General features: G+C 68.5%; 12 protein-coding genes. 5 read left to right on the plus strand and 7 right to left on the minus strand.

Annotation, left to right across the window (positions count from 1 at the left end):
* Positions 1-8 precede the first annotated feature (8 nt).
* Positions 9-449: a 30S ribosomal protein S9 gene (rpsI, locus tag H289_RS0114385; protein ID WP_502685705.1), complete on the plus strand. Its 441-nt coding sequence runs from the start codon at positions 9-11 to the stop codon at positions 447-449.
* An 89-nt stretch (positions 450-538) separates the two neighbouring features.
* The gene (gene glmM / locus H289_RS0114390; protein WP_020101496.1) at positions 539-1876 is read left to right on the plus strand and encodes a phosphoglucosamine mutase; all 1338 of its coding nucleotides are present in this window, start codon (positions 539-541) and stop codon (positions 1874-1876) included.
* A gap of 19 nt (positions 1877-1895) precedes the next feature.
* Here glmM and H289_RS0114395 read toward each other — a convergent pair whose 3' ends face one another.
* On the minus strand, positions 1896-2135 hold the full coding sequence (locus H289_RS0114395; RefSeq protein WP_020101497.1) for a hypothetical protein: 240 nt from the start codon (positions 2133-2135) through the stop codon (positions 1896-1898).
* 27 nt (positions 2136-2162) lie between these two features.
* A complete protein-coding gene (locus H289_RS0114400; RefSeq protein ID WP_020101498.1) occupies positions 2163-3560 on the minus strand; it encodes an L-serine ammonia-lyase in 1398 nt (465 codons plus the stop codon).
* Positions 3561-3724: 164 nt separating this feature from the next.
* Between H289_RS0114400 and H289_RS0114405 the strand changes: the two genes are divergently transcribed.
* Genes H289_RS0114405 through H289_RS0114415 form a run of 3 tightly spaced genes read left to right on the plus strand, consistent with a single transcriptional unit; the run spans position 3725 to position 7534 of the window.
* Positions 3725-5773: an NADH:flavin oxidoreductase gene (locus H289_RS0114405; RefSeq protein ID WP_020101499.1), complete on the plus strand. Its 2049-nt coding sequence runs from the start codon at positions 3725-3727 to the stop codon at positions 5771-5773.
* 46 nt (positions 5774-5819) lie between these two features.
* On the plus strand, positions 5820-6905 hold the full coding sequence (locus H289_RS0114410) for an S-(hydroxymethyl)mycothiol dehydrogenase (RefSeq protein ID WP_020101500.1): 1086 nt from the start codon (positions 5820-5822) through the stop codon (positions 6903-6905).
* A complete protein-coding gene (locus H289_RS0114415) occupies positions 6902-7534 on the plus strand; it encodes an MBL fold metallo-hydrolase (protein ID WP_020101501.1) in 633 nt (210 codons plus the stop codon). The genes H289_RS0114410 and H289_RS0114415 overlap by 4 nt, the downstream gene beginning before the upstream one ends.
* Positions 7535-7852: 318 nt before the next feature.
* Here H289_RS0114415 and H289_RS0114420 read toward each other — a convergent pair whose 3' ends face one another.
* From H289_RS0114420 to glyA, 5 genes are read right to left on the minus strand one after another with little or no spacing between them, the layout of a single operon-like run.
* Entirely contained in the window at positions 7853-8437 is a 585-nt protein-coding gene (locus tag H289_RS0114420) for a sarcosine oxidase subunit gamma (protein WP_029105237.1), read from the minus strand.
* A complete protein-coding gene (locus H289_RS0114425) occupies positions 8430-11279 on the minus strand; it encodes a 2Fe-2S iron-sulfur cluster-binding protein (protein WP_020101503.1) in 2850 nt (949 codons plus the stop codon). Before H289_RS0114425 ends, H289_RS0114420 begins: the two co-directional genes overlap by 8 nt.
* Entirely contained in the window at positions 11279-11554 is a 276-nt protein-coding gene (locus H289_RS0114430) for a sarcosine oxidase subunit delta (protein ID WP_020101504.1), read from the minus strand. Before H289_RS0114430 ends, H289_RS0114425 begins: the two co-directional genes overlap by 1 nt.
* A gap of 15 nt (positions 11555-11569) precedes the next feature.
* Entirely contained in the window at positions 11570-12808 is a 1239-nt protein-coding gene (locus H289_RS0114435) for a sarcosine oxidase subunit beta family protein (RefSeq protein WP_020101505.1), read from the minus strand.
* A complete protein-coding gene (gene glyA / locus H289_RS0114440) occupies positions 12805-14121 on the minus strand; it encodes a serine hydroxymethyltransferase (protein ID WP_029105238.1) in 1317 nt (438 codons plus the stop codon). Before glyA ends, H289_RS0114435 begins: the two co-directional genes overlap by 4 nt.
* Positions 14122-14139 lie beyond the last annotated feature (18 nt).

Raw genomic sequence — 14139 nt, forward strand, 5'->3', positions numbered from 1 at the left:
TGACTGAAGTGACCGAGTTCGAGGTGACCGAAGAAGCGGCACCGCGCGAGCCCGTGTACATCGACCGTCCGATCCAGACCGTTGGCCGCCGCAAGGAAGCCGTCGTCCGCGTTCGCCTGGTGCCCGGCACCGGCAAGTTCAACCTGGACGGCCGCAGCCTGGAGGACTACTTCCCGAACAAGGTGCACCAGCAGCTGATCAAGGCCCCGCTGGTGACCGTCGACCGCGTCGACACGGTGGACATCTACGCCCACCTCGACGGTGGCGGCCCCTCGGGTCAGGCCGGCGCGCTGCGTCTGGCCATCGCCCGTGCGCTGATCCTGGTTCAGCCCGAGGATCGTCCGGCACTCAAGAAGGCCGGGTTCCTGACCCGTGACCCGCGTGCCATCGAGCGCAAGAAGTACGGCCTCAAGAAGGCCCGCAAGGCGCCTCAGTACAGCAAGCGCTGATCGTTTCTGCTCGTGGGCGGGCGTGTCGCAGTCTAGACACGCCCGCCTTCGGCGTTTCATGGGGTCATCTGAAGGACGAAAGAAGGTTCATGAGTCGGCTGTTCGGCACCGATGGCGTCCGTGGCGTCGCAAACCGTGATCTGACCGCGGAGTTGGCGTTGGCGCTGGGTTCAGCTGCCGCCCGCCGGCTCTGCTCGACCTCCGGCGCCGGCCGTTGCGTCGCAGTCGTCGGACGAGATCCCCGGGCCAGTGGCGAGATGCTGGAGGCCGCGGTCATCGCCGGCATCACGAGCGAGGGCGTCGACGTGCTGCGGGTCGGCGTGCTGCCGACCCCCGCGGTGGCCTATCTGACCGCCTCGTATGACGCGCAGCTCGGCGTGATGATCTCCGCCTCGCACAACCCCATGCCGGACAACGGCATCAAGATTTTCGGTACCGGCGGGCACAAGCTCGATGACGACACCGAGGACCGCATCGCCGAACTGGTGGCCGCCGGTCCGGGTACCCGGCCGACGGGCGCCGGCATCGGCCGCGTGCTCGACGCCGCAGACGCACTGGACCGCTACCTCACCCACGCCGCCAAGGCCGCGGTCGCGCCGCTGGCCGGACTGACGGTCGTCGTCGACTGCGCGAACGGCGCCGCCTCGGCGGCCGCCCCGCAGGCATATCGAGCGGCCGGAGCCACAGTTATAGCGATCAACGCCGAGCCGACGGGCCTCAACATCAACGACGGCTGCGGCTCCACCCACATGGCGCAGCTGCAGCAGGCCGTCATCGACCACGGCGCCGACCTGGGCCTGGCCCACGACGGCGACGCCGACCGCTGTCTGGCCGTCGACGCGTCGGGCGCCCTCGTCGACGGTGACGCGATCATGGTGGTGCTGGCGCTGGCCATGCGCGACGCCGGCGAGCTGGTCTCGAACACCTTGGTGGCGACCGTGATGAGCAACCTCGGCCTGCACCTGGCGATGCGCGAGGCCGGCATCGAGGTGCGCACGACGGGCGTGGGGGACCGGTACGTGCTCGAAGAGCTGCGCGCGGGACGGTTCTCGCTCGGCGGCGAGCAGTCCGGCCACATCGTGATGCCCGAGCTGGGCACCACGGGCGACGGCATCGTCACCGGACTGCGGCTCATGTCGCGCATGGCGCAGACCGGGTCGAACCTGGCGCAGCTGTGTGCGCCCATGAAGACGTTGCCGCAGGTGCTGATCAACGTCGAGGTGGCCGACAAGGCCACGGTGGCCCAGGCGCCGGCGGTGCAGACCGCGGTCGCGGAAGCCGAGGCCGAACTCGGTGACACCGGCCGAATCCTGTTGCGTCCCTCCGGAACCGAACAGGTGGTCCGGGTCATGGTGGAGGCCGCAGACGAGGACACCGCGCGCATGGTCGCGTTCCGTGTCGCCGAATCCGTCAGCGAGCAGCCCTGAGGGGTTGCGGCCGTAGGGTTTACCCGGTGCGCGGCATGTGGTCTCGATAGTCGACGGCCTGGTGTACGAGCGTCAGATCGGCGTCATCGAGCGGGAACTGGTGTGAGCGGACGGCGTCGAGGACGGCGTCGAACCGGCGCATCACCCGGGGTGTGGTGATCCCGAACTGCGCCAGGGACGCGTCGTTGGACGGTTCCGCACCCGACGCGCAGCCCAGCACAAAGGTGAGGATGCCGCGGTCGTACCAATCAAGGTGCATCGTTGTCTCCCTCTCCTGCAACAGCATTCAGCATTCGACGTAGTTCACCGGCACGTTGACCGCGAGGCCGCCCATGGAGGTCTCCTTGTATTTGGAGTGCATGTCGGCGCCGGTGGTCCGCATGGTCTCGATGACCTGATCCAGCGAGACGTAGTGCGCTCCGTCGCCGCGCAGTGCCATCCGGGCCGCGTTGATGGCCTTGCCGGCCGAGATCGCGTTGCGCTCGATGCACGGAACCTGGACGAGCCCCTGGATGGGATCACAGGTGAGTCCGAGGCTGTGCTCCATCGCGATCTCGGCGGCGTTCTCGACCTGTTCCGGTGTGCCACCGAGGATTTCGGCCAGTGCGCCGGCCGCCATCGATGCCGCCGACCCGACCTCGCCCTGGCAGCCGACCTCCGCGCCGGAAATGGACGCGCGCTCCTTGTAGAGGGAACCGATGGCGCCCGCGGTCAGCAGGAACCGCACCGCGGTGCCGTCGGGATCGCGGCGGCCGGCCCGGGTGTAGTGCACGGCGTAGTGCATCACCGCGGGCACGATGCCGGCGGCGCCGTTGGTGGGCGCGGTGACGACCCGGCCGCCGGACGCGTTCTCCTCGTTGACAGCCAGCGCGACGAGATTCACCCAGTCCTCGGCGAATTCGGGCTGCTTGTTCCAGTCCTCGGCATTGAGGCGCTCGAACCAGTCCCGGGCGCGGCGGCGCACGCGCATGGGCCCGGGGAGGTAGCCGTCGCGCGCGATGCCGCGCACTTCGCACTCGACCATCACGTCGCGGATGTGCAGCAGCCGGGCGCGGACCTCGTCGGCAGTACGGATCTCGCATTCGACGGCAAGCATGAGATCGCTGATGCGGCAGTCGCGTTGGCGGCAGAGTTCCAGCATCTCCTTGGCGGAGTGGAACGACAGCGCCCGGGTCGTGGCGGTCGGGGTGGCGGGTTGCAGGCTTTCGGCCTCGGTGACGACGAACCCGCCGCCGATGGAGAAGTAGGTCTGCAGGTGCAACTCGGCCCCGTGCGCATCGAGTGCGGTCAGCGTCATGCCATTGGGGTGGAACGGCAGGACCGTCAACGGGCGCAGGACCATATCGGCCTCGGTGAGCGCGATCGGGCGTAGCCCGCCGAGCATGATGTGGCCGCAGGCCCGCATCTCCTCGACGCGCCGTTCCATGACATCGGTCCGGATCTCCTCGGGGCGGTTGCCTTCGAGGCCGAGCAGGATGGCCGTCATGGTGCCGTGGCCGGCGCCGGTGGCGGCCAGTGACCCGTAGAGGTCGACCCGGACGTCCGCGACCCCGGTGGCGCCGCCGAAGGCGTCGAGGGTGTGCAGATCGTCGACGAATCGGGCGGCGGCCCGCATCGGTCCGACGGTGTGTGAGCTCGACGGACCGATGCCGACGGAGAAGAGGTCGAACACGCTGATGGTCACCGGAAGCTCCCCTTTCGATGTCCGTAGACGGGCTGATAGACGAGTGATATATTAGTTACGCCACATACGGTAGATCAGCATTTGTACCTGGTCAAGCGGTACTTATGGGGTCGTAAACGGTGTGTGAACCACGTCCGAACCATCGGAAAGAAACGGACTCGCCCATGGCGCATCAGCTCATCGATCCGCTCCTGCAGCCCTTCCGGCTGAAGAACATGACCCTGCGCAATCGCGTGGTGAGCACATCGCACGAGCCGTCCTATACCGAAGATGGCATGCCCAAGCGCCGCTATCGGCTGTATCACGAGGAGAAGGCCAAGGGTGGCATCTCGCTGACCATGATGGGCGGCTCCGCGGTCGTCGCGCCCGACAGCCCTTCTGCCTTCGGCAACCTGCACGTCTACAAGGACGAGATCGTGCCGTGGCTCAGCGAGCTGGCCTACGGCGTCCACGAACACGGCGCCGCCGTCATGTGCCAGATCACCCACCTGGGCCGGCGCACCAGCAACTACGACGGCGACTGGCTGCCGGTGGTGTACCCGTCCGCCATCCGCGAACCCGCCCATCGGTCCTTCCCCAAGGTGGCCGAGGGGTGGGACATGGACCGCATCGTCAAGGCCTACGCCGACGCCACCGAGCGGTGCCGCGCGGCCGGCCTCGACGGCATCGAACTCGAGGCCTACACCCATCTGCTCGACGCGTTCTGGTCGCCGCTGACCAACCACCGCGACGACGAGTACGGCATGGGCAGCATGGAGGACCGACTTCGGTTCCCGCTCAGGGTGATCCGGGCGGTGCGCGAGGCCGCCGGACCGGACTTCGCGGTCGGCATCCGGATGTCACTCGACGAGGACCTGCCCGGCGGGCTGCAGTACGAGGACGGCATCGAGATCGCCAAACGCCTCGTGCCCGAGGGCATCGACTTCATCAGCGTGATCAAGGGCTACATGGCCAGTGACGAGGCGCTGTCGCGCGTCATCCCGCCGATGGGGACCCCGGTCGCCCCGCACCTGTCGTTCGCCGGGCAGGTCAAGAAGGAACTCGGCATCCCCGTCATGCATGCCTCCCGCATCAACGATGTCGCCACCGCCCGGCACGCGATCCGCGACGGCCTGCTCGACCTCGTCGGTATGACACGTGCGCACATCGCCGACCCGCACATCGTCGCGAAAATCCAAGCGGGCGAGGAGGATCGGATTCGCCCCTGTGTCGGCGCGACCTACTGCCTCGACGAGATCTACCAGAACCGCGACGCCAAGTGCGTGCACAATCCCTCCACCGGTCGCGAAGACCGGCTGCCGCATCGCGTCGACAAGGCGTCCGGGCCCGCGCGGACGGCGGTGGTCATCGGGGCCGGGCCGGCCGGGTTGGAAGCCGCCCGCGTGCTCGGCGAGCGCGGTCACCGCGTCGTGGTCTTCGAGGCCTCCGACCTGCCCGGCGGGCAGGTGCGAATCGCGTCGTCGTCACCGCGCCGGCGCGATCTCATCAGCATCATTGAGTGGCGGCTGGACGAGTGCAAGCTGCTCGGGGTCGACATCCGCACCAACCGGTACGTCGACGTCGACGAGGTGCTGGCCGAGAACCCCGACATCGTCGTGGTCGCGACCGGCGGCGTGCCGAACACCGAATTCCTCACCGAGGGCGCCAATCTCGTCACCGATGGCTGGGACGTGTTGTGCGGCGCGGTGCATCCGCGCGGCGAGGTCATGCTGTACGACGACAACGGCGGCCACCCTGGACTGGATGCCGCCGAGGTGCTGGCCCGGACCGGCGTCGACCTCGAGTTCGTCACCCCCGAGCGGACTTTGGCGCCCGACGTCGGCGGCGTGAACTACCCCGGCTACTTCAAGGTGTTCGCCGAGCACGACGTGCGGGTGACACTCAACGAGCGCCTGACCGGGGTGCGCCGCAAGGACGGCCGGCTCGAAGTGGACCTGTACAACGAATACGCGCATGCCACGCGGCAGCGCATGGTCGACCACGTCGTCGTCGAACATGGCACGCTGCCGTCCGACGAGTTGTACTTCGGCCTGGTCCCCGGTTCCACCAACCTGGGCGAGGTCGACCAGCAGGCGCTGCTCAACCTGCAGCCGCAGACCGTCATGCGCAACGCCGACGGCGGCTACCAGCTGTTCCGGATCGGTGACGCCGTCGCCAGTCGCAACATCCACGCCGCGATCTACGACGCGTTCCGGCTCTGCCTCGTTCTCTGATCTAAACCGTCCCCTGAAACGTCCCTGACAAACAAGGAGTATCTCTATGCCGCAACAAGTTCGGGGTGTCATCGCCCGCGCCAAGGGGGCCCCGGTCGAGGTCACCACCATCGTGATCCCGGACCCCGGCCCCGGTGAAGTGGTGGTGAACATCCAGGCGTGCGGCGTCTGCCACACCGACCTGACCTACCGCGAGGGCGGCATCAACGACGAGTATCCGTTCCTGCTCGGCCACGAGGCCGCCGGCATCGTCGAAGAGGTCGGCCCGGGTGTCGAATCGGTGGCGGTCGGCGACTTCGTGATCCTCAACTGGCGCGCGGTGTGCGGCCAGTGCCGGGCCTGCAAGCGCGGCCGTCCGCAGTACTGCTTCGACACGTTCAATGCCACCCAGAAGATGACGCTCGAGGATGGCACCGAGCTGACCCCGGCGCTGGGCATCGGGGCGTTCGCCGACAAGACGCTGGTCCACGCGGGGCAGTGCACCAAGGTCGACGCCAACGCTGACCCCGCCGTGGTCGGCCTGCTGGGCTGCGGCGTGATGGCCGGGCTCGGCGCGGCCGTCAACACCGGCAACGTCTCCCGGGGCGACTCCGTGGCCGTGATCGGCTGCGGTGGCGTCGGCGACGCCGCCATCATGGGCTCCCGGCTCGCCGGCGCGGGCAAGATCATCGCGGTCGACCGGGATCCGCGAAAGCTGGAGTGGGCCAAGGAACTCGGCGCCACCCACACCATCAACGCCGCCGAAGTGGACACCGTCGAGGCGGTGCAGGAGCTCACCGGCGGGTTCGGCGCCGATGTCGTGATCGACGCCGTCGGACGCCCGGAAACCTGGAAGCAGGCGTTCTACGCTCGCGACCTCGCCGGCACCGTCGTCCTCGTCGGCGTGCCCACCCCGGACATGACGCTGGAGATGCCACTGGTCGACTTCTTCTCCCGCGGCGGAGCACTGAAGTCCTCCTGGTACGGCGACTGCCTGCCCGAGCGCGACTTCCCGATGCTGGTCGATCTCTACCAGCAGGGCCGAATCCCGTTGGAGCGCTTCGTCTCCGAGCGGATCAAGCTCGACGAGGTCGAGGACGCCTTCCACACCATGCACGCCGGCAACGTGCTGCGTTCGGTGGTGGTGCTGTGAGCGGGCAGCTCCGCATCGACCGCGTCGTCACCTCCGGGACCTTCAGCCTCGACGGCGGGACGTGGAACGTCGACAACAACGTGTGGGTGATCGGCGATGACTCGGAGGTCGTCATCGTCGACGCCGCCCACACCGCGCCCCAGATCGTCGACGCCGTCGCCGGCCGCAACGTGGTGGCGGTCGTCGTCACCCACGGGCACAACGACCACGTGACCGTCGCCCCGGAGCTGGCGTACGAGCTGCACGCGCCGATCCTGCTGCACCCCGGCGACGACATGCTCTGGCAGGCAAGCCATCCCGACGAGAAGTACTGGAATCTGGACGCCGGCCAGCGGATCGGTGTCGCGGGTACCGAGATCGAGGTCATTCACACGCCCGGGCACTCGCCTGGCTCGGTGTGCCTGTACCTGCCGGAGGCCGGTGCGCTGTTCTCCGGGGACACGCTGTTCAACGGCGGGCCCGGTGCCACCGGGCGGTCCTACAGTGACTTCCCGACGATCATCGACTCCATCCGGGATTCGATCCTGACACTGCCGGAGGAAACCCGGGTGCACACCGGCCACGGCGACCACACCACGGTGGGTGCCGAGGCCCCGCATCTGGCGGAGTGGATCGCCCGCGGCCACTGACTGTTTGGCGCCGAAAATGAGCTTGTGTTCGAAGAATCTCACGATCTTCGAACACAAGCCAACTTTCGATGCGGCGCCGTGGTTACAGGGTCAGGGACACCGGAATTGACTCTGCGGCAGCGGTGCTCGTTACTCGGCTTTGTGTGCCGTGGTTGCAGGGTGAATGGGCGGTCCTGGTTGACTCTGCGGCCAGGGCCGTAGTTACTCGACATTTGTCGCCCGCAGCGCAGGATCAATGCGCATCCTTTGCACTGCTGCCGCTGAATACGCCGAAAGTGGGCTTGTGATCGATCACAAGCCCACTTTCGGCGCTCTGCCTTACTCGAATTCCTCCACCGCATCGATCAACCAGTCGGCGAGGTAGCCGGCGAACGACGAGCGGACGATGATCCGGTAGTCGGTTCCCCTGTCGTCCAACGGAATCAGCACGACGGCGGCCAACGCCAGCATCGTCTGAGCCGCAGCGCCCGGGCCGAACACCCGCGGGTGCAGGTCCAGCGAGCAGCCCTTGGCCAGCACGTCGCGGGCGTGTGCCCCACGCAGCCGCACCATGGTGCGCTGTGCCGACACGTCGACGGCAGCACCGCCGGCCGCGGCGACCGCGTCGTGCAGCTCGGCCTCGAGTGCCTCACCGCCGCGCTGCGTCGAGGTCACCAGCCACTCCTCGGGTCCGAACCAGATCACCGTCGAATCGGGACCGGTGACACAGGCACCCGGCGTGGTCGGCAACGCGGCCAGGCCGAGGACACCGGCAGCTGCGGCGCCGCCGGCTCCGGCCGGGTCGACCCACAGATCGACCATCGTGGTGAACGGCTCCTCGGTGAGGAGTGCAGCCGGTGCGGTCGCCGCGAACTGGGCGGCCCAACCCTGCAATGGGCTACGGCGAGTGAGGGTTTCAGCCATCGCGGCGTGCTCCTTCGGGATCGACGAGGACGGAACCGGTGACCTCGACGGCCACCAGGGCACCGTCCACCGGAACGGTGAGGGTGTCTCCGATACGGGCGTGTCCGCCCTTGACCAACGCCAGGGCGAACGGGCGCCCCAGCTCGGCGCTGCGGTAGCTCGACGTGACATGGCCGAGCATGGGAACCGGTGGTGGCGGCAACGTGCCGTCGGCCGGGGTCTCGATGATCTGGGCGCCTTCGGGCAGCACGGTCCGCGCATCGACCGGCAGGAGTCCGACGAACTGCTTGCGCAGCGGATTGAGGTTCTCGGCGCGCGTGAACGAGCGCTTGCCGACGAAGTCGGGCTTCTTCTTCGAGACCACCCAGTTCATCCCGAGGTCCTGTGGCGTGACGGTGCCGTCGGTGTCCTGCCCGATGATCGGGTAGCCCTTCTCGGCGCGCAGCACGTGCATGGTCTCGGTGCCGTACGGCGTGATGCCGAAGGGTTCGCCGGCCTCGATCAGCCTCTCCCACACCGCCGTTGCGTACCAGCCCATGACGTTGACCTCGTACGCCAGCTCGCCCGAGAAGCTGACCCGGCCGATCCGGACGTGCACGCCGTCGAGCTGGGTGTCGCGCCAGGCCATGAACGGGAAAGCCTCATTGCTGACGTCGACGCCCGGGAACACCGCGCCGATGACGTCCCGCGAGCGCGGGCCGACCACCGGGAAGGTGTGCCACTGCTCGGTGACGGAGGTGAGGCGCACACGCAGGTGCGGCCACTCCGTCTGCAGCCATTCCTCCATCCAGTCCAGGATGCGGGCGGCGCCGCCCGTGGTCGTGAAGACCTGGAAGCGATCGTCGGCCAGCCGCATCACGGTGCCGTCGTCGATCACCATGCCGTCGACGCCGCACATCACGCCGTACCGCAGCATGCCGACCTTGAGCGTGCTCATCAGGTTCGTGTAGAGCAGGTCGAGGAAGGCGCCGGCATCGGGCCCCTGGACGTCGATCTTGCCCAGCGTCGAGCCGTCGAGGATGCCGACACCCGTTCGGGCAGCTGCGCATTCGCGCAACACCGCGGTCTCCATGTCTTCGCCGGGCAGCGGGTAGTAGCGCGGACGCTTCCACTGGCCGACGTCCTCGAACACCGCGCCGCGGGCGACGTGCCAATCATGCACTGCGGTAACGCGTTCCGGGTCGAACATCCGGCCACGGCTGCGGCCGGCCAGGGCAGCGAACGCGACCGGCGTGTACGGCGGCCGGAACGTGGTGACGCCGAGATCCGCCACGGGGACACCGAGCAGTTCGGCGGTGATGCCCGAGGCGACGACGCCGGACGTCTTGCCCTGATCGTGCGCGGTGCCGATGGTGGTGTAGCGCTTGATGTGTTCCATCGAGCGCATGCCCGCGCCGACCGCGCGAACGAGGTCCGCCACCGTCGCGTCCCGCTGGACATCGACGAACTGCGTCGCACCGTCGGCATCGGGAACCCGCCACAGCACGGCGGGTGCGCCCGTGGCCCGGATCGAATCCGACTCTCCGGCAAGCGGTTCGGTCGCGGGGGTGAAACCGAGACCGGCGAGGGCGCGAGTGGCGGCGGCGCGACCGTCGCGCAGGCAACCGGGCAGGCTGAACGTGCCTGCGGCCGAGCCGGCGACACTCACTTCGTCGAGCTCGGCACCCGGAACGAACGCGCCGAGGGCGGCGTCGTAGCGCAACTGCCCGCGCACCTGACTGAACAGGTGGACCGCGGGGTTCCAGCCGCCGCTGATCAGCAGCACGTCGCATGCCAGTTCGTCGGACGTGCCGTCCGCTCCGGTGACGATGGCGGCGCTGACCCGGTTCTCACCGCGGCTGCCACTGACGACCGATCCGGTGCGCAGTTCGATGCCACGGGAATCACAGGCGGCGCGCAGATCTGTGGCGACCCCGTCCCGGGCATCGACGATCGCGCTGATCGCCACGCCGGCGTCGTGCAGATCCAGCGCGGCCTGGTAGGCGCTGTCGTTGGTGGTGAACACGACGGCCCGCTCGCCGACCTTGACGCCGTAGCGGTGCAGGAAGGTACGAGCGCCGGCCGCGAGCATGATGCCGGGCCGATCGTTGTCGGTGAACACCACCGGCCGCTCGTGTGCGCCGGCGGCGACGATGACGTGCCGGGCGCGGATCCGCCAGACGCGCTGCCGGCTCACCGCTGCCGGAGCAGCGGCCCCGAGGTGATCGGTACGCCGTTGCAGCGCAAGGACGAAGCCGTCGTCGTAGTGGCCGAATGCCGTGGTGCGCTGCAGGTGCAGCACGTCGGGGTAGGTGGCGAGTTCGGCGACCGCGTCGGCAACCCACTGCAGTGCCGGACGGCCGGAGATGGTGTCGGTGCTGCCCAACAGGGCGCCGCCGGCCTCGCTCTGTTCGTCGATCAGCACGACGCGGGCACCGGCGCGGGCGGCCGTCAGCGCGGCCGCGAGTCCGGCCGGGCCGGCCCCGGCCACCAGGACGTCGGCGTGCACGTGGGTCGAGTCGTAGCGCGCGGTGTCGGCGACGTCCGCGAGCCGGCCCTGTCCCGGGAGGCCGCGTGCGACGAGCCCGTCGTACAGCTCGACGGTGGTGGCCAGCAGCATGGGCTCGGGGAAGGGGTACTCGATCTGGACGAGGCCGCCGGTGTCCTCGGCCCACGCCGAGGTGAAACCGCGGGGCCGGCCCATCTTGATGCTGGAGGTGACGTGATGTACGCCATTGGCCAGCAGCGCCGACGCCAGCGTGTCGCCGGCGTGGCCGGTGTACTCCTGGCCGTTGAAAGTGAAGGTGTGCACCGTATCCCGGTCGATACGGCCACCGGCTTCGGTGCGCAGTGCGGTGCTCATCAGATTGTCGGCCTCTGCTCGTCGAGTCGGTAGACGCGGTCGAATCGGTAGGTGGCGGTGTCGCGGATGGCGTTGAACCAGCGGCGGCAGCCGGCACTGTGGGTCCAGCGTTCGGCGAACAGTCCCTTGGGGTTGGCGCGGAAGAACACGTAGTGCGCCCACTGTTCGTCGGTCAGTGCGTGCGGGTCCTCGGGGTACGCGACGTGCGCCTGGCCGCCGTAGTGGAACTCGGTTTCCTCACGTGGCCCGCACCACGGGCAGTCGATGAGTTGCATTGGGGCTCCTGGGTTCTAGTGCGCCACGCCGGCGGCGCCGTGTTCGTCGACGAGGGCTCCGGTGACGAACCGGTCGAGGCTGAAGGGGGCGACGTACTCGTGTTCGCGGCCGGTGGCGATGGTGTCGGCGAGGCACCAGCCGATGCCGGGCGTCACCTTGAAACCGCCTGTGCCCCAACCCGCGTTGAGGTACAGGTTGTCGTAGCCGACGCGGCCGACGATCGGTGACGCGTCGGGGCAGACGTCGACGATGCCCGCCCAGGTACGCAGCAGGTGCGCGCGGGCGAAGACCGGGAACAGCTCCACCGCGGCGGCCATCTGGCGTTCGATGATGTGGAACGCGCCGCGCTGGCCGTAGCCGTTGTAGGAGTCGACGCCGGCGCCCATCACGAGTTCGCCCTTGTGGGCCTGAGATACGTACACGTGCACCGCGTTCGACATCACGATGGTGGGATGCACCGGCTCGAGCAGTTCGGACACCAGCGCCTGCAGCGGGTGGCTCTGCAGCGGCGTGCGGATGCCGAGCATGTCGGTCAGCGTCGACGTGTGACCGGCCGCGCACAGCGCGACCTGGCCGGCCCCGATGTCGCCGCGCGTGGTGCGCACCCCGGTGACGCGGTCGCCGTCGGTGACGAATCCGGTGACCTCGCAGTTCTGGATGATGTCGATGCCGGCCTCGTCGGCGCGGCGCGCGAAGCCCCAGGCGACGTAGTCGTGCTTGGCGATGCCGGCCCGGGGCTGATAGGTGGCACCCAGCACCGGATAGCGAATGTCACTGGAAATGTTGACGATCGGGCACAGGTCCTTGACCTCTTTGGGTTCCACCCACTCGGCGTCGATGCCGTTGAGTTTGTTGGCCTCGACGCGCCGCACACTGTCGCGGACGTCCTGCAGGCTGTGCGCCAGGTTGAGTACACCGCGCTGGCTGAACAGGATCGGGTAGTCCAGGTCCTCTTCCAGTCCCTCCCACAGTTTGAGGGCGTGCTCGTAGATCCGGGCGCTCTCGTCCCACAGGTAGTTGGAGCGGATCAGCGTGGTGTTGCGGGCCATGTTGCCGCCGGCCAGCCAGCCGCGTTCCAGCACCGCGACATTCGTGATGCCGTGGTTCTTGGCCAGGTAGTGCGCGGTCGCCAGGCCGTGCCCGCCGCCGCCGACGATGACGACGTCGTACGACTTCTTGGGTTCCGGTGTGCGCCAGAGGAATTCCGGGTGGTCGGGCAAGTGCGCGCCCGGTGGGGTCGTCGGTGCGGTCACAGCGGGGCCTCCGTGAGGTCGGGGTACAGCGGGAAGCGGTCGGCCAGCACGTCCACTCGGGCGCGCAGCGCGGCCAGGGCCGCGTCGTCGGCGTCGGGGCGCAGCGCATGGCTGATGACGTCGGCGACTTCGCGGAAGCTGTCCAGATCGAAGCCGCGAGTCGCCAGCGCCGCGGTCCCGATGCGCACGCCCGAGCTGACCATGGGCGGACGCGGGTCGAACGGAACGGCGTTGCGGTTCACGGTGATTCCCACGCGGTGCAGCCGGTCCTCGGCCTGTTTGCCGTCCAGTTCGGACTCCCGCAGGTCGACCAGCACCAGGTGGACGTCGGTGCCACCGGAGACCACGTTGATGCCCGCCGCGCGGGAATCCTCTTGCAGCAGGCGCTCGGCCAGGATCGCCGCGCCGTCCAGGGTGCGCTGCTGCCGCTCGCGGAATTCCGGCGCGGCCGCGAGTTTGAACGACACGGCTTTGGCGGCGATGACGTGCTCGAGCGGCCCGCCCTGCTGACCGGGGAACACCGACGAGTTGAACTTCTTGGCCAGGGCTTCGTCGTTGGTGAGGATGATGCCACCGCGGGGGCCGCCCAGCGTCTTGTGCGTGGTCGAGGTGACGACGTGCGCGTGCGGCACCGGCGACGGGTGCAGTCCGGCCGCGACCAGGCCCGCGAAGTGAGCCATGTCGACCATCAGGTACGCGCCGACTTCGTCTGCGATGCGCCGGAATTCGGCGAAATCGAGCTGCCGGGGATAGGCGGACCAGCCGGCCAGGATCAGCTTCGGCCGACGCTCGAGGGCGATGCGTTCGACCTCGGCCATGTCGACCCGGTGGTCGCTTTCCCCGACGTGGTAGGCGGCGACGTCGTACAGCTTGCCGGAGAAGTTGAGCTTCATGCCGTGCGTGAGGTGGCCGCCGTGCGCCAGGTCGAGACCGAGGATGGTGTCGCCGGGGGACAGCAGCGCCGACATGGCCGCGGCGTTGGCCTGCGCGCCCGAATGTGGTTGCACGTTGGCGTATTCGGCGCCGAAGAGGCTCTTGACGCGGTCGATGGCGAGTTGTTCGGTGACGTCGACGAATTCGCAGCCGCCGTAGTACCGGCGGCCCGGGTAGCCCTCGGCGTACTTGTTGGTCAGCACCGAGCCCTGCGCCTGCATCACGGCGACGGGCGCGAAGTTCTCGCTGGCGATCATCTCCAGCGTGCTCTGTTGCCGGTGCAACTCGGCGGAGATGGCCCGGTACACATCCGGATCCAGCTCGGCGAGGCTCGCGCTCAGCGTGGGGTTGGTGGCTGTCGGTGCGGTGTCGAGGGTCATGTACACCTTTCTGACATT

This window comes from Mycobacterium sp. 360MFTsu5.1 (assembly GCF_000383495.1).
In the GTDB taxonomy this organism is placed as follows: domain Bacteria; phylum Actinomycetota; class Actinomycetes; order Mycobacteriales; family Mycobacteriaceae; genus Mycobacterium; species Mycobacterium mucogenicum_B.